Annotated in this window: 17 protein-coding genes; 7 read left to right on the forward strand and 10 right to left on the reverse strand. The window is 67.8% G+C overall.

What is annotated here, in order from left to right:
- The 6 genes from AADI75_RS13965 to AADI75_RS13990 all read right to left on the reverse strand — a co-directional run.
- Nucleotides 1-397 (reverse strand): potassium-transporting ATPase subunit KdpA (locus AADI75_RS13965; protein WP_341209616.1); only part of this gene is annotated, 397 nt, incomplete at its 3' end.
- 14 nt (nucleotides 398-411) lie between these two features.
- Nucleotides 412-501, reverse strand: a complete 90-nt coding sequence (kdpF, locus tag AADI75_RS13970; protein WP_037488267.1) for a K(+)-transporting ATPase subunit F — start codon at nucleotides 499-501, stop codon at nucleotides 412-414.
- Nucleotides 502-612: 111 nt separating this feature from the next.
- Nucleotides 613-1,461 (reverse strand): TorF family putative porin, encoded by an 849-nt coding sequence (locus AADI75_RS13975; RefSeq protein ID WP_341209617.1) that lies wholly within the window; start codon nucleotides 1,459-1,461, stop codon nucleotides 613-615.
- Nucleotides 1,462-1,650: 189 nt separating this feature from the next.
- Nucleotides 1,651-2,820, reverse strand: a complete 1,170-nt coding sequence (gene uxuA, locus AADI75_RS13980; protein ID WP_341209618.1) for a mannonate dehydratase — start codon at nucleotides 2,818-2,820, stop codon at nucleotides 1,651-1,653.
- A gap of 7 nt (nucleotides 2,821-2,827) precedes the next feature.
- The gene (locus AADI75_RS13985; RefSeq protein WP_341209619.1) at nucleotides 2,828-4,117 is read right to left on the reverse strand and encodes an MFS transporter; all 1,290 of its coding nucleotides are present in this window, start codon (nucleotides 4,115-4,117) and stop codon (nucleotides 2,828-2,830) included.
- On the reverse strand, nucleotides 4,114-6,768 hold the full coding sequence (locus AADI75_RS13990) for a glycoside hydrolase family 2 TIM barrel-domain containing protein (protein ID WP_341209620.1): 2,655 nt from the start codon (nucleotides 6,766-6,768) through the stop codon (nucleotides 4,114-4,116). The genes AADI75_RS13985 and AADI75_RS13990 overlap by 4 nt, the downstream gene beginning before the upstream one ends.
- Before the next feature lie 519 nt (nucleotides 6,769-7,287).
- Between AADI75_RS13990 and AADI75_RS13995 the strand changes: the two genes are divergently transcribed.
- On the forward strand, nucleotides 7,288-8,118 hold the full coding sequence (locus AADI75_RS13995; protein WP_341209621.1) for an aldo/keto reductase: 831 nt from the start codon (nucleotides 7,288-7,290) through the stop codon (nucleotides 8,116-8,118).
- A gap of 225 nt (nucleotides 8,119-8,343) precedes the next feature.
- Here AADI75_RS13995 and AADI75_RS14000 read toward each other — a convergent pair whose 3' ends face one another.
- On the reverse strand, nucleotides 8,344-8,655 hold the full coding sequence (locus AADI75_RS14000; protein WP_341209631.1) for a helix-turn-helix domain-containing protein: 312 nt from the start codon (nucleotides 8,653-8,655) through the stop codon (nucleotides 8,344-8,346).
- Between the two features lie 131 nt (nucleotides 8,656-8,786).
- Between AADI75_RS14000 and AADI75_RS14005 the strand changes: the two genes are divergently transcribed.
- The 6 genes from AADI75_RS14005 (at nucleotide 8,787) to AADI75_RS14030 (ending at nucleotide 14,031) form a co-directional block, all read left to right on the forward strand.
- A complete protein-coding gene (locus tag AADI75_RS14005) occupies nucleotides 8,787-9,521 on the forward strand; it encodes an SDR family oxidoreductase (protein ID WP_341209622.1) in 735 nt (244 codons plus the stop codon).
- A 315-nt stretch (nucleotides 9,522-9,836) separates the two neighbouring features.
- The gene (locus AADI75_RS14010) at nucleotides 9,837-10,106 is read left to right on the forward strand and encodes a hypothetical protein (protein ID WP_341209623.1); all 270 of its coding nucleotides are present in this window, start codon (nucleotides 9,837-9,839) and stop codon (nucleotides 10,104-10,106) included.
- On the forward strand, nucleotides 10,103-10,543 hold the full coding sequence (locus tag AADI75_RS14015; protein ID WP_341209624.1) for a periplasmic heavy metal sensor: 441 nt from the start codon (nucleotides 10,103-10,105) through the stop codon (nucleotides 10,541-10,543). The genes AADI75_RS14010 and AADI75_RS14015 overlap by 4 nt, the downstream gene beginning before the upstream one ends.
- Nucleotides 10,540-11,106 carry an RNA polymerase sigma factor gene (locus tag AADI75_RS14020; protein ID WP_341209625.1) on the forward strand — a complete coding sequence of 189 codons (567 nt, stop codon included), beginning with the start codon at nucleotides 10,540-10,542 and terminating at the stop codon, nucleotides 11,104-11,106. Before AADI75_RS14015 ends, AADI75_RS14020 begins: the two co-directional genes overlap by 4 nt.
- Nucleotides 11,107-11,137: 31 nt before the next feature.
- Nucleotides 11,138-12,925 (forward strand): copper resistance system multicopper oxidase, encoded by a 1,788-nt coding sequence (locus tag AADI75_RS14025; RefSeq protein WP_341209626.1) that lies wholly within the window; start codon nucleotides 11,138-11,140, stop codon nucleotides 12,923-12,925.
- Nucleotides 12,922-14,031 carry a copper resistance protein B gene (locus AADI75_RS14030; protein WP_341209627.1) on the forward strand — a complete coding sequence of 370 codons (1,110 nt, stop codon included), beginning with the start codon at nucleotides 12,922-12,924 and terminating at the stop codon, nucleotides 14,029-14,031. Before AADI75_RS14025 ends, AADI75_RS14030 begins: the two co-directional genes overlap by 4 nt.
- A gap of 205 nt (nucleotides 14,032-14,236) precedes the next feature.
- On the opposite strand, the gene AADI75_RS14035 is transcribed toward AADI75_RS14030, so the two are convergent.
- From AADI75_RS14035 to AADI75_RS14045, 3 genes are all read right to left on the reverse strand, one after another.
- Entirely contained in the window at nucleotides 14,237-14,983 is a 747-nt protein-coding gene (locus tag AADI75_RS14035) for an SDR family NAD(P)-dependent oxidoreductase (protein ID WP_341209628.1), read from the reverse strand.
- Nucleotides 14,984-15,128: 145 nt separating this feature from the next.
- Nucleotides 15,129-16,679 carry a sulfatase gene (locus AADI75_RS14040; RefSeq protein ID WP_341209629.1) on the reverse strand — a complete coding sequence of 517 codons (1,551 nt, stop codon included), beginning with the start codon at nucleotides 16,677-16,679 and terminating at the stop codon, nucleotides 15,129-15,131.
- 2 nt (nucleotides 16,680-16,681) lie between these two features.
- Nucleotides 16,682-18,448 (reverse strand): TonB-dependent receptor (locus AADI75_RS14045; RefSeq protein ID WP_341209630.1); only part of this gene is annotated, 1,767 nt, incomplete at its 5' end.

The following is an 18,448-nucleotide window of genomic DNA, read 5'->3' on the forward strand; positions in this document are numbered from 1 at the left end:
GGCTAAGGTTCGACATGGTCGACTCGCCGCCATAGCTCTGCCAGTTGGTGTTGGTCGTGAAGCTGACCGCGGTGTTGAACGACAGGTGCTCGCTCAGCCCGGCCAGTCCTTGCGGATTGACCGGCAGCACCGCCTGCAACCGCAGCACCGCATAGGTGAACAGCATCAGCCCCGCATTGAACAGCAGCATATGCACCGCGTAGCGCCGCCAGCCCTGCTCTTCGGACGGGTCGATGCCGGACAATCTGTAGAAGCCGCGCTCGACCGGGCCGAGCACGAGGTGAAGCGGCGTGCGGCGGCCTTCATACAGCGCGAACAGCCAAAGGCCGACCGGCTTGGCAAGCGCCAGCAATATGCCGACGAAGGCGAGGATCAGGAACCAGCCCTGAAGTGTCATGGGATCGCCTCCTTCTAGAAGCGTTCGGGGCGGATCAACACCGCCACCAGATAGATGAGCAGCCCGGCCGCGGTCAGCGCGGCGAGCCAGAGGTCGAGGGTCATCGCGTGGTTCCTCAGGCGTTGTCGCATAGCCGGACGAAGGCGAGCGTCGCCGCCACCAGCCCGATCATGATCGCGATCCACAGCAGGTCCTGCATGGCTTCGGCTCCCGTTCTAGAAGGCGGCGGTCAGCGAGGCGACGACGGTGCCGCCCGCGATCGACCCGGTCCCGTCCTGCCCCTCGCTGAAGCTGGGCTGCAGGTAGCGCGACGCGCGGCGCGTAATGTCGGTGTCGACATAGCTGACGTTCAGGGTCAGCTTGTCGAAGGTGACGTCCGCGCCCAGCGACCAGTCCCAATAGGCGCCGGTCGGCGCGACCGCGGTGGCGTTCGGCCCCAGCCCGTCCTGTCCCCAGCTATGCCCGATATGCGCCTTGGCGGTGACCGGCGTTCCCGCCACCGCGACCGCCCCGTCGCCCCACAGGTACAGATTGTCGTCCTTGGCGCCGGGTCGGGTGTAGGTTCCCGCTGCGGCATCGGCCCCGGTCGCATACCATTTGCCGATCGCCTGCTGCTTGGGCGCATAGGCCGCGCCGGCGGTCAGCGTCGCCGGGCCGGTCGTGCCACTCAGCTTGACATAGGGCTCGGCGAAGTCGGTCTTCGCCGCACCGCCCGGATACATGTACCAGGTGAGCCCGACGTCGATTGTTCCGGTGTCGTTGAGGCTCTTCTTGTACCCCGCGATCAGATCCAGCTCCATATTCGCGCCGCCGAACGTGCCCCAGCCGGCCAGATTCGACGCCCAGGTGCCGATGTAGACGCCGCTTTGGTGCGCGATCGTGATCCCGCCCTGCACCGCCATGTTCCGATCGGACTGTGAAACGCCCCGGAACCGGTAATCCGACGCGACCGTCGCGGCCCCGCTCACCGTCACCGCAGGTGCTTGATCCGCCGCATTATTGTTCTGCGCCGCCGCCGGCGACGCCACCAGCGCCGCACCGATCGCGACATAACGGAACTTCATTCTCGCCCCCTTGGAGGTGGCAACCACCCCACGGCGGCGCCTTCAAGGGTCGCCGATTAGGCGCAGGACGCGTAGCAATTCGAGAGCGATTTCAAGGAACTGCATATAGCGCGCATATAGTGGGCCGCTTTTGCGTCGCGGGGCGGCCGGCCTCCCGCCTTGAATATATTCTCGCTCATCCTCTTCTGTTTATGCTGTTTTCCCGGAGGCAAAGGCGATACCGCGCTCAAGGCCCCGCAATTCGGCCAGCCCGCGCATCCGCCCCAGCAACGAATAACCGGGGTTAGTTTCGCGGTTCAGATCGTCGAGCATTTGGTGCCCATGATCCGGTCGCATCGGAATACTTCGCCCCTCGCGCTCCGACAGGCGATAGACTGCCGCGACGACGGCTGCCATCTCGGCATTGCCCCCCAGATGCTCTGCCTCATGGAAGGCCCCATTTGGTTCACGCTGTACCGAACGCAGGTGGAGAAACCCAATCCGGCTCCCCAGCCGCTCGATCATCCCCGGCAGATCGTTGTCCGCACGCACCCCGAACGACCCGGTGCACATGCACAAGCCATTGGAACGATGGGGAACGCGCGTGAACAAATCCGCGACATCGCCCTCCGTGCTGACGACGCGCGGCAACCCGAAGATCGGAAACGGCGGATCGTCGGGATGGACGACCAGCCGGATGCCCAACTCGTCCGCCACCGGGCACACCGCCTCGAGGAAAGCGACATGATGGTCGCGCAGCCGTGCCGCGTCGATTTCCGCATAAGTATCGATCGCGGCCAGGAATTGTGCCGAGGTGAACCCTTCCTCGCTCCCTGGCAGACCGGCGATGATCGTGCGCTCCAGCGTGTTCCGCGCCGCTTCGTCCATCGCCGCATAGCGCGCCTCCGCCGCCTCTTGCGTCGCCGCGTCATAGCTGTCGGCCGCCCCCGGCCGACGCAGGATGAACAGGTCATAGGCCGCAACCGCCACCGCCTCGAACCGCAGCGCGCGCGCGCCGTCGGGCAATTCCCACGCCAGATCGGTGCGCGTCCAATCGAGAAGCGGCATGAAGTTATACGTCACGACGTCAATCCCGCACGCTGCAAGATTGGTCAGCGAGTGCCGGTAGTGATCGATCAGTCGGTCCCAGTCGGCCGATCGCGTCTTGATCACCTCGTCGACCGGCAGGCTCTCGACGACGCGCCACTCGAGCCCCGCCGCCTCGATCTCGGCCTTGCGCGCGGCGATCGCCTCGCGCGTCCAGACCGCGCCGTTCGGCACCTCGTGCAGCGCCGTGACGATGCCCGTCGCGCCCGCCTGCCGGATGGCATGCAACCGGACCGGATCGTTCGGCCCGAACCAGCGCATCGTCTGCGTCATCAACACGTTATCTACCTTCCTGAACTGTCCGCCCGCTGCGCGGTTCGGCGCGAAGCAGGCTCCACAACACCATTGCCGCGAGCAGATCGAGCGCGGCGAGCGCGGCGAACAGCGGATCGTAACCGAACGCGTCGGCGCTCTGCCCGATCAGCAGCGTGAACAACATGCCCCCGATCCACGCCGAGGTGCCGGCCATGCCGCTGGCGGTCCCGACGGTGCGGCTGTCGAACATGTCCGCGCACAGGGTGATGAGCGCGCCGCTCAGCATCTGATGCGCAAAGCCGCCGATACAGAACAGCGCGATCGCCACCCCGGCCGAGCCGGCCAGTCCGATGCACGCCGGCCCGATCATGCACAGCGCGCCGATCGTCATCGTGATCTTGCGCGACGCGACCAGCGGCACGCCGCGCTTCATCAGCCACGACGGCAGCACGCCCGCGGCGAGGCTGCCGACATCCGCGGCGAGGAACGGCATCCAGGCCCACAGCGCGATGCTCTTGAGATCGAGCTTCCACACCGACACGAGATAGAGCGGGATGAAGAAGTTGAACGTCTGCCATGCCGGCTCGGCCAGGAACCGCGGCACCGCAATGCCCCAGAACGCGCGGCTTTTCAGCAGGTCGCCGCGCGTCGCCGGCTTCGCCGACACCTCCTCGTCGCGCGCCGCGGTGATCGCGCGTCGCTCGTCATCGCTCAGCGCCGGGTGCTCGGCCGGGCTGCGATAGCTCCAGTACCACAGCAATGCCCAAGCGAGGCTCAAACCGCCGGTGACGATGAACGCCGCCTGCCAGTTCCATGCGAGGATGCAGAAGGCGACCAGCGGCGGAGCGATCATGTTACCGACGCTGGTGCCCATCTGGAACGCGCTGGTCGCCAGCGAGCGCTCGCGCGGCGGAAACCACTCGGAAACCGCCTTGGCCCCCGCCGGGATCGCGGCGGCCTCGCTCGCGCCGAGCAACGCACGGAATGCGGCGAGGCTCGGCCATCCCGTCGCCAATGCGTGCGCCATGTTCGCCAGTGCCCAGCCGACCGCGAACAGGAAGAAGCCGAGCCGCGTGCCCAGCACATCGAGCACCCCGCCCGCCACCGTCTGCATCACCGTATAGCTCGCCTGGAACGCGAGCACGACCCAGCTGTAATCCTCGGTCGTCATGCCGAATTCGGTCTTGAGCTGCGGCGCCGCGACCGACAGCGTCGACCGCGCGAGATAGTTCAGGATCGTGCCCAGCGTGACCAGCCCGATCAACCGCCAGCGCAGCGGGATGCCGCGCCAGCCCCGTGGAGGAGCAGGCGTCATCGCGTGATCTCAATCCCCGAGACGATCGCATCGCCTTGAACGGGCACGAATGCCAGTCGCAGCGTCCCGTCGGAGACCTGCACCGATAGGCGGCGGGTCACGGCCTTCAGCGTGCCGCCCGCCGCTGCGGCGATGTCGAACGCCGGCAGGACGCGCTTGCCGTTAGCGACCACGTCGAAACGACGCGCGCCGGCCGCGAGCGACGGCTCGACGAACGTCAGCACCACCGTGTAGCGCCCGTTCGCCACCGGCACCTCATAGGCGAAGCGCCCTTCGCGATAGGTTTCGACTACCGCGCCCTCGCTCGTACCGGCAACGACTTTGGGCGCAGGGCGCGGACCATAGCCCGACCATGCGTTGATCTGGCCGGGTTTGCCGCCGTCGAAGAAATCATCCGAGCCGTAGCGCTTTCCCGCCACGTCGGCAGCGACCAGCGCGCCGCTGTCGATGCGGATGGTGCGGACCGCCTCCGGCGCCAACTGCCAGACGGCCGTATCCTCCTGCGCGCCGTCCGGGAACAGGCCGCGCGCGACGACATTGTTGGTGCCGGCGACCAGCGCCACCTTCGGCCAGACACAGGTCATCTGCGGACAGCGCGCCATCGTGCCGACGAGACGGTCGTTGACGCGCAATTCGGTGCGCGGCGCGTTCGAATAGACCCGCACGTCAGTCGCCTGATAGGCGCGATCGACATAACGACTGCCGTTGACGTGAACCGTCGGCGCGTCGTTCCAGTTGGCCTTGTAAAAGTAGAAGGCGTCCTTGCGAATCTTGCGGTCGTAGGTCGCCAAACCCTTGGTGTTGATGTCGATCCCGTCGCCCTCGCGGCGCACGGTCGTCGCGAAGTCGAACGAATTCCACAGCCACGTGCCCCATAGATAGGGCTTGGCCGACAGCGTCTCCCACGCGCGTTCGTGGATATAGCTCTCATATTCCTCGGGCTGGTTGCGCCCGCGCTGGTCGACCCGGCCGCCCAGCGGATTGTCGGTGTGGATCGTCGTCGCGCCGCCCGCGCCATATTCGGTGACCGACAGCGGCTGCGCCGGGCGTTTGGCGTGCAGGTCGTCGAGGTGCGGCCCCAGATCGGCGGGCATGCCGTAATACCAGCCGAAATAGCGGTTGGCGCCGCCCAGATCGGCAGCGATCGCGGTGATCGGCACCTCGGAGGTCGGGCCGATATCGCGTTCGCAACAGGTGGCAAGCGCGGTCGGCCGCGAAGGGTCCTCCGCCTTGGCGAACGCATCCAGCTCGCGCAGCAGCGGCAGCGGATCGGGTGCCTCGCCGCTCTTGGCGGTGATGAACGCCGGGATCGACTTGCCGAAATCCACCTCATTGGCGATGCCCCAGCTCACCACCGACGGGTGGTTGCCGTTCTGCCGGATCAGCTCGCGCAATTGCTGTTGCGCATTCTCGCGCAATGCCGGGCTGGCGGTCATCGCCTCACCCTGCGTCCATTTCGACACCAACGGGATCTCGTCCCACAGGACGATGCCATAGCGATCGGCGAGGTCGTGGATCGTCTGGCCATGCTGATAATGCGTCAGCCGGATCGAGTTGACGCCCATGTCGCGCATCATCGCGACGTCCTGTTCGATGTCGGCGGGCGTGGTGGCCCAGCCCTTGCCTTCGCGATCCTGATGATAGCCGACGCCGTGCAGCCGCACCGGCTGACCGTTGAGCAGGAAGCCGCGCGCCGGGTCGGCGCGCATCGTGCGAATGCCGAACGGCTGTTCGACCCGGTCGAGCACCGTCCCAGACGCGGAGGCGACCTCGACGATCAGCCGATGCAGGTAGGGATCGGCGACGCCGTTCCACAGATGCGGGCTGGCGACCGTCAGCACCGGCGCGGTCTCTGCCCCACTGCCGGCCCCCAGCGTGACGCGCTGCGTCTCCGTCGCAACGGTCTTGCCGCCGGCGTCGACGAGGCGAACGACGATCTGACCGGCCTGCTTGCGCTGCCCGTCGTTGCGGACCTTCACCCGCACGTCGATCCGCGCCGATCCGGCGTCGATCGACCGCGTCGTTGCGAGGATACCGCTGCCGCCCGCATCGAGCATGTCGATGTGCATCGCATCGGTGCCGATCAGGCTGACCGGCCGATACAGCCCGCCGTGGACGAAGAAGTCACCGGCCAGCGGGAGTACATCGGCGGTCGAGCTGCCCACATCGGGTTGCGTATTGTCGACCTTGACCAGCAGCACATTGGCCTGACCGGGGCGCAAGGCGCCGCTCGCATCGAGGCGAAAGCGCGAGAAGCCGCCGCGATGCGCGCCCAGTCGCTGCCCGTTGAGCCAGACCTCGGCGGTGCGGCTCGCCGCGTCGAACTGCAACCACGCCCGACGCTTCTCGAAGCCGGGCGTCGGCGTGAAGGTCAGGCGATACCAGCCGATCCCCTGATATTTGTCGATCGTCTCGGCGCGGTTAACGTGATCCTGCGGGTTCGGGACATAATAGCCGACGCGGTTCCAGGTATGTGGAACAGAAACCTGATCCCATCGGCGATCCGAGGCGCGGGTGATCTCGTCGGGCGACGCCCCGCCACGGCTGAATTCCCAACCATCCGCCAACGGCAACACCTGTCGATCGGCTTGTGCGAAGGCGGGCGCGGCCAGCAGCATGGCAAACGCGATCGATCCGAGCCGAACCTTCATCTCTCTCTCCCTCGCCCTTTTCTAACTCCGCAAAATCGGCCTGACCAGTTTTATTATGTGATGGCCGCAACTGGTATGACAGGTAGAGGAGAGAAGTAGGAGCATTCGCCTCTCGCAATGCTGCTTCGTCATGCCGGACGTGATCCGGCATCCACCGCCCCGCGAACGCGCTCGCCGCTACTGTCGCCGGGCGGTAGGCTCCTGACCAAGTCCGGCGTGGCGGCACCTGGAGTGACTCAGAACCCCGCCTCTCACCCCCATCGGCAAGAAGCGGGTTCCCGGATCAAGGCTCTCCTGAGCTTATCGGAGGATCCGGGACGACGACGCAATCCTAGGACGGCCCGCGCAGACCGATCAGGAACTGGCGATCGGGCTTGTACTGCGTGAAGGTGGCATTCTCGAACTGGAAGTACGAGCGCAGCGTGGCGTCGGTGAAGTTGGCCTACCCCCGCACTCCCCTGCGTCAACGCGATCGCGCGACGGTTGGTCCGATACGCTGTGCCAGACGTTCGAGGTCCCATGAAAACGATCCGCTTTCCCGACGGTACGGCCGTCCCCGCGCTCGGCCAGGGCACCTGGATGATGGCCGAAGACCCCGCACGCCGATCGGACGAGATCGCCGCGCTGCGCGAGGGGCTGTCGCTCGGCCTGACGTTAATCGACACCGCCGAAATGTATGCCGACGGCGAGTCCGAGCGCCTCGTTGGCGAGGCGATCGCGGGCAGGCGCGACGAGGTGTTCCTCGTCGGCAAGGCCTATCCCCAGAACGCCTCGCGCGACCGGCTCCCGCGCGCCTGCGAGGCTAGCCTCGACCGGCTCGGCACCGACCGGCTCGACCTGTACCTGCTCCACTGGCGCGGCGGCGTGCCGCTGGCGGAGACGGTGGCGGCGATGGAGCGGCTGGTCGCGGCGGGCAAGATCCTGCGCTGGGGCGTCAGCAATCTGGATGTGGACGACATGACGGAGCTTGCCGAATGCGGCGGCGAGCGCTGCCAGACCGATCAGATTCTCTACAACCTTACCCGACGCGGCCCCGAATACGACTTGATGCCGTGGCTCGCGCGGCGGGGAATGCCGGTCATGGCCTACAGCCCGGTCGAACAAGGACGGCTGCTCGCCCATCGCGGTCTCATCGAAATGGCTGCCGCGCGCGACGCCACCCCCGCGCAGATCGCACTCGCCTGGTTGCTGGCGCAGAACGGCATCCTGCCGATCCCGAAAGCTGGATCGGTCGCCCATGTTTGGGAAAACCGCGCCGCGGCCGACGTCACGCTGTCCGACGCCGAGCGCCGCCGTCTGGACGACCTGTTTCCGCCGCCACGCGGTCCCGAGCCGCTGGCGATGCTCTAATCCGAGGTCGGCACGCCGGGCGTCAGAAGTAGAATTGAATCACGCGGAAGCGCGGAGATGTCACGCGTGATACACGCGTAACCCTGTTGTTCCAGATCGCGAGAGGGTGAGCGTCCAATGCGGCACGCTCAACATCTCTGCGCCTCCGCGCCAACACCCCTTTTTTTGCGCCTCCCCGCAAGCGGAAGTCGATCGGTCCCAACGCGACACGACGCGTCCGATTAATCAGTCAGCCCGGTTCGCAAGCACCGCATCGAGCAGACCGGGGAAGCGCCGGTCGAATTCCGCGCGCCGCAGCGTGTTGATCATCTCCCGCCCGGCCTGCGTCGTCTCGATCAGCCCGGCGGCACGCAGCAGCTTCAGATGGTTGGACAGCGTGCTCTTCGGGATCGTCTCGCACGGCGCGGCGTCGGCGCAACTCAGTCGCTCGGTATCGGCAAGCCGCGCCACCATGCCCAGCCGATTGGGATCGGCCAGCGCGTGCAGCGCCAGATCGAGCGGAACATCCTCCAGCCGGGGGTGGGTAAAGCGGGGCATCCACCGAATATAGGGCGCCACGCGAAATTTAATAGTTCGGGAATATTGAACAGTCGAACCGTTACCCCATCTCCTCGCCTGCCGACTGCGCACGACGTCGTGATCGCGGGCCCGATTACTGGAGAATGCACATGTCACTCGCACACAAGACAGCGGTCGTCACCGGCGGCTCGCGCGGCATCGGTTCGGCAATCGCCAAGCGGCTGGCGGCGGACGGCGCGGCGGTCGCGATCACCTATGCCGGCAACAAGGCCGCCGCCGACGCCACCGTGGCCGCGATCGAAGGCGCAGGCGGCACCGCCTTTGCGTTCCAGGCCGATGCCGCTGATCCGGCGTCGCAGCGCGCGGGCGTCGAACAGGCCGCCGCGGCGCTGGGCGGGATCGACATTCTGGTCCACAATGCCGGCGTCGCCGAATTCTCCACGGTCGCCGACGATACCGACGAGACCTACGATCGCCAGTTCGGCGTCAACGTAAAGGGGCTGCACGTCGGCACGCGCGCGGCGCTGCCGCACTTGCGCGATGGTGGGCGGATCATCCTGATCGGCAGCATCTCGGGCGAGATGGCCTTCCCCGCGACCACGGTCTACAGCGCGACCAAGGCGGCCGTCGCGGCGCTCGCGCGCGGCTGGGCCAAGGATCTCGCCCCGCGCAACATTCTGGTCAACACCGTACAGCCGGGGCCGATCGACACCGACATGAACCCCGCCGACAGCGAGTTCGCCGGGCAGGTCTTGGGCGCGATCCCGCTCGGTCGCTATGGCAAGGTCGAGGAGATCGCGGGCGCGGTCGCGTTCCTTGCGGGTCCCGACGCAAGCTACATCACCGGCACCACGCTCAACATTGATGGCGGCGCGACGGCGTAAACCTCGTTCCGATAAGGGGCGCTGCTGCCCGGCAAGGCGCGAGACGTTTCTCGCCTGATCCGGGCGGCGGCGTCCGCAGAAGCATCGTCGTCCCCGCGGCTCAACGCGGCACGGAGCCGCGGCACCGATACCCAGCGATGGCGCGCGCCGAACGCGAGCATCACCGCGAACAGCATCAGCAATAACGTGATGATCGCGCCGATGCATGATGCCTGTTCTTACGCGGCGACGCACCCGCCCCCTCACCCTGCCGTACAAAAAAGCTGCGGGGTTGCGCGACCGCGTGCGTATGGCAGCATGAGGATGGAGCAAGCGATGCACGACCCCGTGGAACAGGGACTGACGCTACTGACCGCGCTGCGTGGACCACCGGCGCTGGATGCGATCGAGGCCGAGGTCTTCGCCGCGCTGGACGAACAGGCGCGCCAACGCGGCGCCGGGCGTGCCGCGGGGCTGTGCTCGGTCGCGGTGGCGCTTGCGATCGGGCTGGCGGGCGGCACGATGCTGGCGCAACCCGCGCTCGCCGCCGGTCCGCTCGGCATCGATGCGGCGCTGGCTCCCTCCACCCTGCTGCTCGGCCGATGAGCGCGACCGTGCGCCGTCTGGCGCTGACCATGGTGCTGGCATTCCTCGCGGCGCTGGCCGGGGTGTGGATCGGCTGCCGGCTGATGACGACGCGGATGCAGCACGGCACCGAAGTCCATGCGCTGCTACACGACGAAGTCGCGCTCGACCGGCAACAGGAAGCCACGCTCGACGTGCTGGAGGCGCGGTTCGCGGTGCGCCGCCGCGCGCTGGAGGCGCAGATGCGCGCCGACAATGCGCAACTCGCCGCCGCGATCGAGCGCGAGCACGACAACGGGCCGGCGGTGGCCGCAGCGGTCGACCAATCGCACCGCACGATGGGCGCGCTGCAAAAGGCGACGCTGGAGCATATCTTTGCGATGCGGCGGCTGCTGCGGCCCGATCAGACCGCGGCCTTCGACCGGATCGTGGTGCGGGCGCTGACCCCCGCTTCGTGAGCGCCGGACTCGACGCGCTGGACGATGCCGGGCTGGTGGCGCTGCACCGCGCCGGGCAGCGCGCGGCGTTCGCCACGTTGATGGCGCGCCACAAGCAACCTTTGTACCGCCTGATCGTCGCGCAGACCCGCAACGCCGAGGACGCGCTCGACCTGTTGCAGGAGACGTTCGTGGCCGCGCATGGCGCACTGGGACGCTTCGATCTCGATCGCTCGCTGCGCGCGTGGCTGGCGCGCATCGCAATCAACAAGTGTCGTGACTGGCAGCGGCGGCGACGCGTGCGGCACTTTCTGGCGCGCGTGCTGCCGATCGAGGCAGGCGAGCGCGTCGCCGACCCGGTGGCGGATGCCGAGGCGCAGGCGATCGACCGCGACGAACTGGCGCAGACTTTGGAGGCGATCGCGCGGCTGCCCGCGGCCTTGCGCGAGCCGTTGCTGCTGTGCACCGTCGACGAGCTGAGCCATGCCGAGGCGGGCGAGGCGCTGGGGATCACCGCAAAGGCGGTCGAAACGCGCATCCACCGCGCCCGCGCCGCTTTGTCGGGGCAAAGCGCCGAATCGTGAGGGGATCGCCCGAAGCATGCGTATGTGAGGCATGACCGACGCCCCGCCCCGCCTTACCCGACGCCAATTGCTCCGCGACGCCGGCCTCGCCGGGGGCGTGGCGGCGCTGCCGTGGTTTCCTGCCTGGGCGCAGCCGGTGTCCGCCGGGATCGCGACCCCGCTGCCGACCGTATCGGGCGCCGACATCGCGCTGACCGTCGCGCACCAGATGACGATGATCGACGGCAAGCCGCTCCATACGGTCGGCGTCAACGGCACCGTCCCCGGCCCGCTGATCCGGCTGCGGCAGGGCCAGACCGCGCGGCTGACGGTGAACAACACGCTCGACGAGGAGACGTCGATCCACTGGCACGGCCTGCTGGTGCCGTTTCAGATGGACGGCGTGCCGGGGATCAGCTTCCCCGGCATCGCGGCGCGGTCTTCCTTCGCCTACGAGTTCCCGGTCGTGCAGGCCGGGACCTATTGGTACCACAGCCATTCCGCCCTGCAGGAACAGATGGGGCATTACGGCCCGATCGTCGTCGATCCCGACGGCATCGACCCGGTCGCCTCGGATCGCGAGCATGTGATCGTGCTGTCGGACCACAGCCCGCTGCATCCGCACACGATCTTCCGCAAGCTCAAGCAGCAAGGCGGCTATTTCAACTACCAGAAGCAGACGCTCGCCGGCCTGCTCGCCGGGCGCGATCAACCGGCGAAGGACCGCGCCGCATGGGGCGGGATGCGGATGGACCCGACCGACATTTCCGACGTGACCGGCTCCACCTACACCTATCTCGTCAACGGCCACGCCCCGGCCGACAACTGGACCGCGCTGTTCGCCCCGGGCGAGCGCGTGCGGCTGCGCTTCGTCAACGCCGCGGCGATGACGATCTTCAACGTGCGTATCCCGGGGCTGAAGATGACGGTCGTACAGGCCGATGGGCAGAACGTCCGCCCGGTCGCGGTCGACGAATTCCAGATCGCGGTCGCGGAGACCTATGACGTCATCGTCGAGCCCGCCGCGCCGCGCGCCTATACGCTGGTCGCGGAAAGCTGGGACCGCTCCGGCATGGCGCGCGCGACGCTCGCGCCGCAGCTCGGGATGGTCGCCGCCGTCCCGCCGCTGCGCCGCCGCCCGTTGGCGACGATGAAGGACATGGGGATGGGCGACATGGGCGCAATGGCGCACGGCGACGCCCCCGCCGCCTGCGCGCCCGAACATGCCGCGATGGGCCATTGCACGCCAGGCGCCGCCGCGCGGATGGCGATGGACCACAAGATGCGCGACTTCGCCAACGCGCCCGGACTGCCGCGCACCCCGACGGTGCAGACGGTCGCGCCGATGCCGATGGACCGCACCGGCGAACCGCCGCAAGGACTGGCCGACGCCGGGCATCGCGTGCTGGTCTATCGCGATCTGGTCGCGCTGGAGAAGAACCCGGACCTGCGCGCACCCTCGCGTCAGCTGCGTATCCACCTGACCGGCAACATGGAACGCTATATGTGGGCGTTCGACGGCGTGAAGCTGAACGAGGTCACCGCGCCGATCCCGTTTCGCGCCGGGGAGCGCGTGCGCGTGACGTTGGTCAACGACACGATGATGGCGCACCCGATCCACCTGCACGGCCATTTCTTCGAGCTGGTGACCGGGCATGGCGACCATAGCCCGCGCAAGCACACGATCAACGTCGCGCCCGGCGGCACCGCGACCTTCGACCTGACCGCCGATGCGGTCGGCGACTGGGCGTTCCACTGCCATTTGCTTTACCACATGCACGCCGGGATGATGCAGGTCGTCACCGTCCGCGCCGACGACGCGACGGAGGCGGCGGCATGAGCGCGCTGGCGATGACGCTGTCGGCGCTGCTCGCGGGCGGGCAGATGCACGACATGGCGAACATGCCCGGCATGCAGATGCGGGCCCGCCCGAAACCAGCCGCCGCCCCGCACAAGCGCCCCGCCCGGCGCGCGGCTCCGGCATCGCACGCGCAGTCGATGCCGGGCATGGACATGACCGCGCCGGCCGCGGCCTGCCCGCCCGAACACGCCGCGATGGGCCACTGCAAGCCCGCAACGCCGACGCCCGCGGCCGAAGCAAGCGCTGCCCCCTGCCCGCCCGAACATGCCGCAATGGGTCATTGCACCCCCGCTGCAAAACCCGCAGCGGACGTCCCCGCCACCCCGGCGGGCACCGATCAGCCGGCCGGCGACGCCCCGCCCCCCGCCGCCCCCACGACCCGCGCGGCGGCGCGTTTCTACGATCCGGCCGCGATGGCGCAGGCCGACCGGACGATGCGCGACATGCACGGCGGCATGCGGTTCAGCCAGGTGACCTTCAACCTCGCCGAGGCGCAGGTGCAGCGCGGCCGTGACGGCTATCGCTGGGATGGCGAGGGCTGGTTCGGGGGCGACATCCACCGGCTGGTGGTCAAGACCGAGGGCGAAGGCGGCTTTGGCGACCGCGTCGACGCCGCCGAGGTGCAGGCGCTCTACGCGCGCGCGCTCGATCCGTACTGGAACCTGCAGGCCGGCGTGCGGCAGGATCTGGGCGCCGGCGCGCGGCGCACCTATGCCGTGGTCGGGATCGAGGGCCTCGCGCCATACTGGTTCGATGTCGAGGGCGCGCTGTTCCTCTCCGACGAGGGCGAGGTGCTGGTGCGCGGCGAGGCATGGTACGATCAACGGATCACGCAACGCGCGATCCTGCAACCGCGCGTCGAGCTGAACCTCGCCGCGCAGGACATGCCCGACAGCCGCATCGGCGCGGGCCTGTCGTCGGCGGAGTTCGGCGTGCGCCTGCGCTACGAGCTACGTCGCGAGTTCGCGCCCTATGTCGGCGTGTCGTGGGAACGCCGCTATGGCGCGACCGCACGCTACGCGCGCAGCGATGGCGAGCGCACCGGCGGCATCGCGCTGGCGCTGGGCGCACGCGCCTGGTTCTGACGTGCGGCGGGCCATCGATCTCTTCCCGGCGCTGGCGAATGTACCGGGCGTCGGCCGCCGGGCGGGCTATATCGACAGCACGCCCGATGGTGTCGCGACGATGAGCGAAGTGCCCGCCTTGCCCGTATTGGTGTGGTCGACGTGGCGCACTTCTGAGCCTCCGGGCCGCCCCCTGCTCCATCCGGCGGTCGCCGCGCCGCCGTGCTCAGCTGCCGCGCGCGACCTGAAATCCGGCGAACGACTGGCTCACCGGCATCAACTCCAGCCGATTGATGTTCAGATGCGGTGGAAGCGTCGCGATCCACAATATGGTGGCGGCGATGTCGTCGGCCGTCATTGGCGACGAACCGCCGTACAGCGTGTCGGACGCCTGCTGGTCGCCGCCGGTGCGCACCAGCGTGAATTCGGTCTCCACCATGCCCGGCTGGATGGTGCTGACGCGAACCCCGGTCCCGTGAAGATCGGACCGAAGGTTCAGCGAAAACTGTTCCACGAACGCCTTCGTGCCCCCGTAAACGTTGCCGCCGGTATAGGGATAGCTGCCCGCCACCGACCCGATGTTCACGATCGCGCCCTTGCGCGCGATGATCGCGGGCAGCAGGCGGTGCGTGATCGCGACGAGCGCGGTGACATTGGTGTCGATCATCGTGCGCCACTGCGCGAGATCGGCCTTCTGCGCCGGAACCGTGCCCAGCGCGAGGCCCGCATTGTTGACCAGAAGGTCGATGCCACGGAATGGCTCGGGCAAAGCATCGAGCGCGGCGTCGCGCGCGGCATCGTCGCGGACGTCGAACGGCGCGGCGTGCACCCGCTCGCCATGTTCCTCGGTCAGCGCCGCCAGCCGGTCGGCGCGGCGTCCGGTGGCGATCACCTGCCATCCCGCATCGACCAGCGCCTTCGTGGTCGCGCGGCCGATGCCCGATGTCGCGCCGGTGACGATCGCTGTCTTCATGGTCGATGTTCCTTTTGCTTGGCGATTCCGCGCGGTGCAAGCGTGACGAACCCGTCACGGTTCGGCATCCGGACGCGCAACCGGCCGGTTCGATCCAGGCGCTGTTTCTCCGAAACCTACGCGACACCGCCAGTTGGCGCGGCGCTTACCGTCGACGCTGCAACATCGCGGGGAACGGCGCCTGTGCCGGTCCCGCCGGATCGCGCAGCGCGTTGCGCACCCCCGCATCGGCGCTGAGCGGGATCGCCATGCCGTCGGTCTTCTCCAGCAACGCGAACAATTTGCCGCTCATCCGTTCGGCAAGCTCCTCATGCCCCGGGCGCGCGATGAGGTTGTTGGTCTCATGCGGATCCTCGGCGAGATCGTACAGCTCGTCGATGTCCCAGATGCCGTGGAAGTGCATGTATTTGTACCGGTCCTCGCGTAGCGCATGGACGGTCGGCGTCTGCGGGAAATTGCGCTCCCAATAATATTCGTAGAGCAGTTCGCGTCGCCACGGCGCATGGGCGTCGCGGACCAGCGGCAGCGCATTGCTCCCCGCCATCGTCGCGGGCGCGCGCAGCCCTGCCGCCGCCAGCAAGGTCGGCGCGATATCGATATTCGCCACCACCTGCTCGACGACGCTCCCCGCCGGGAACAGCGCGGGGCAGCGCGCGAGCATCGGAATGCGCATCGATTCCTCATAGGCGGTTCGCTTGTCGATCAGGCCATGCTCGCCGAACATGAAGCCATTGTCGCCGAGGTAGAGGATCAGCGTGTCGTCCAGCTCGCCGCGCCGCTCCAGCAGGTCCATGATCCGCGCCAGCCCTTCGTCGACCGCCAGCAGCGTCTCCATGTAGCGCTTGTAGTAATCGCCGATGTCGAGGGTGCCGTGATACGGAAAGCCGACGCCGTGCCAGCTGTTGCGCTGGTTTTCGACCCACATCGGCCGCCCCGGCGCGCCCGGCGGCATCGACGCCGGATAGCGGAACGTCTCCTTGTCGTACCGCCCCTTGTGGCGTTCGGCGGGGATGAATTCGGAATGCACCGCCTTGTGCGCCAGATGCATCATCCACGGCCGGCCCGCCGGGCGCTTGCCGATCCAGTCGAGCGCATAATCGGTCAGCTCGTCGGTGATATAGCCCTTCTGCGGCACCCGCCGCCCGTCGACGTTCAACCCGTCGGCGCTGGGCAGATAGCTCCCCTGCCCCTTGAAGCTGACCCAATGGTCGAACCCGGGCTGCGGCGCGTCGCCCTCGTCGCCCATATGCCATTTGCCGATGAACGCGGTGTCGTAGCCGGCGGCCTGCAAATATTCGGGATAGAAGACCAGCCCCGGCGGAATCGGGTGGTTGTTGTCGACCACCTTGTGCTGATGCGCGTACAGCCCGGTGAAGATCGACGCGCGGCTCGGCGAACACAGCGCCGTGGTGACGAAGGCGTTGCGGAAGTGCGTCCCCTCGCGCGCGAGCCGGTCGAGCGTCGGCGTGTCGCCGAAATCCTGCGCCTTCATGAACCCCATCGCGTCGTAGCGATGATCGTCGGTCAGCACGACGAGGATGTTGCGCGGACGCACGCCCGGCACCTTCGGCAGCCGCCGCGAGCGGCGCGGCGCGGTCGTCGCCCCCGCTACCCCACCCGCCGCCATCGAATAGAGCCCGAATGCACCGCCGGTCCCGGCCAGCAGCACCCCGCGGCGCGTCGTCTCGTCGCTCATCGTCAGAAATCCTTGCGCAGCAACAGCCCGGCATAGCGCCGGTCGTCACGCGGCACGAACCGCACCGTCCCCGCGAACGTGCCGTTGGTCAGGAAGCTGGCATAGGGCGTATCGGTGATGTTCTTGACGTAAGCGCGCAGCTGCCACCCGTCGCCGGGATGGAGCAGCGCGACGCTCGCGTTCCAGATCGCATAGGCGGGCTGGATCGTGTTCGGGGTCTGCGCCAGCGAATATTGCACCTTGCTGCTGAAGGTCACATCGCTTTGCAGCTCCAGCGACAAGGCGTCGGACAGCGCGAAGCGATAGGTGGCGTTCTCGAACAGCCGGACGCGCGGCGCATAGGGCAGCGGCTGGCCGTTGATGTTGCAGCTCACCGGCGCGCCGACCGGGCAATTGAAGTCGCGCACCGTCGCGTCCGTGAACGCCCCCGAGAGGTCGAAGGTGAGCCCCTTCGCCGGGCGCAACGTCACGTCCGCCTCGACCCCGCGCGACCGCACCGAACCGGCGTTGATGAGCCGCGTCACCGGCGCGCCGCCGACCGAATCGGTGAAGTTCGCCTGATAGCCGTCGAAGTCGGTGGTGTAGACCGCCACCGCATAGCTCAACGCACGGTTGGCCGTGCTGCCCTTGATCCCGCCCTCGAACGACTTCGACGTTTCCGGGCTCAACGGCACCTCGTCGAGCAACGTCGTCGCATTGAGCGAGCGCATGTTGAAATAGACGTTGTACGCCGGCCCCTTGTAGCCGCGCGAGTAGGTGAAATAGGTCTGCGCATGTTCGCCGAGGTCGAGCTGCACGCCGACGCGATAGCTGTCGCCGCGCGCGTCGGTGCTCCCCTTCGCATTATGATAGGCACGGATGCCGGGACGATCGAGCGCGCCCGCCCCGCTGTTGGTCGGATCGTTGCTCGACGTGCGGACGTGATAGAAATCGAGCGAATCCCACGTTGAGCGATAGCCCGCGATGGCGCGGAAATGCTCGGTGAAATTGACGTTCGCCTCGCCGAACAAAGCGTAATTGTGGTTGGTGACACCGTAATTGGCGATGCCGGTGGTCGAGGTCCGCGTCGTCCCCGCCAGCGTGGTCAGCGCGCGCTGGTAACGCTCGTCGGTCTGCGCGCGCAGATAATAGGCGCCCAGCACGTAATCGATCAGCCCGCCGCGCGGCGAGGTCAGCCGCAACTCCTGCGAGAACTGGCGGCTGTCGACGCTGCCCTCGTCGGCGCCCGACGGGAAGCTCGTGGTCAGCTGCGCCAGCCCGTCGTAATCCTGCCGCTGATGGTTCAGCCATTGCCGCCACGCGGTGATCGAGGTCAGCTGATACGCGCCCAGCGACAGGTCGGCGGTCAGCGATCCGCCGTAATTCTCGTCGCGGACGTTGGTGTCGAGATCGGTGGCCAGCCGGCGATTGCCCGGCCCCGCGAGGATTCCCTGCCCCGCCAGCGCCGCCGCGAGCGGCGCGGAATCGGTGATCGCGCGCGTCGGATAGGCGATCTGCTGCGTCGACTGATAGACGCCCGCCACCGTCTCGCGCGTGTTGAGATAATCGCCGATTGCGGTCAGCTTCAGCGCATCGAACGGCGTGACGACCAGTTTGCCGCGCGCGCCGTACCGCCGCGAGCCATTCGCGTCATGTCCGGTCACGACGTTGCGCAGATTGCCGTCGAAGTCGCTGTAGAGCCCGCCGATCAACGCCTGCACCTTGCCCGGCACGATCGCGCCCGATACCCCGGCCTTGATGCGATATTCCTCGTCGGTGGTCGCCCCCGC

The sequence above is a fragment of the uncultured Sphingomonas sp. genome (assembly GCF_964021865.1).
Classification (GTDB): domain Bacteria; phylum Pseudomonadota; class Alphaproteobacteria; order Sphingomonadales; family Sphingomonadaceae; genus Sphingomonas.

Bases quoted from the DNA above. Each gene is read 5' to 3' on its own strand.
- kdpF (WP_037488267.1), bottom strand. From the start codon at position 501: ATGACCCTCGACCTCTGGCTCGCCGCGCTGACCGCGGCCGGGCTGCTC.
- AADI75_RS13975 (WP_341209617.1), bottom strand. From the start codon at position 1,461: ATGAAGTTCCGTTATGTCGCGATCGGTGCGGCGCTGGTGGCGTCGCCG.
- uxuA (WP_341209618.1), bottom strand. From the start codon at position 2,820: ATGACGCAGACGATGCGCTGGTTCGGGCCGAACGATCCGGTCCGGTTG.
- AADI75_RS13985 (WP_341209619.1), bottom strand. From the start codon at position 4,117: ATGACGCCTGCTCCTCCACGGGGCTGGCGCGGCATCCCGCTGCGCTGG.
- AADI75_RS13990 (WP_341209620.1), bottom strand. From the start codon at position 6,768: ATGAAGGTTCGGCTCGGATCGATCGCGTTTGCCATGCTGCTGGCCGCG.
- AADI75_RS13995 (WP_341209621.1), top strand. From the start codon at position 7,288: ATGAAAACGATCCGCTTTCCCGACGGTACGGCCGTCCCCGCGCTCGGC.
- AADI75_RS14000 (WP_341209631.1), bottom strand. From the start codon at position 8,655: ATGCCCCGCTTTACCCACCCCCGGCTGGAGGATGTTCCGCTCGATCTG.
- AADI75_RS14005 (WP_341209622.1), top strand. From the start codon at position 8,787: ATGTCACTCGCACACAAGACAGCGGTCGTCACCGGCGGCTCGCGCGGC.
- AADI75_RS14010 (WP_341209623.1), top strand. From the start codon at position 9,837: ATGCACGACCCCGTGGAACAGGGACTGACGCTACTGACCGCGCTGCGT.
- AADI75_RS14015 (WP_341209624.1), top strand. From the start codon at position 10,103: ATGAGCGCGACCGTGCGCCGTCTGGCGCTGACCATGGTGCTGGCATTC.
- AADI75_RS14025 (WP_341209626.1), top strand. From the start codon at position 11,138: ATGACCGACGCCCCGCCCCGCCTTACCCGACGCCAATTGCTCCGCGAC.
- AADI75_RS14030 (WP_341209627.1), top strand. From the start codon at position 12,922: ATGAGCGCGCTGGCGATGACGCTGTCGGCGCTGCTCGCGGGCGGGCAG.
- AADI75_RS14035 (WP_341209628.1), bottom strand. From the start codon at position 14,983: ATGAAGACAGCGATCGTCACCGGCGCGACATCGGGCATCGGCCGCGCG.
- AADI75_RS14040 (WP_341209629.1), bottom strand. From the start codon at position 16,679: ATGAGCGACGAGACGACGCGCCGCGGGGTGCTGCTGGCCGGGACCGGC.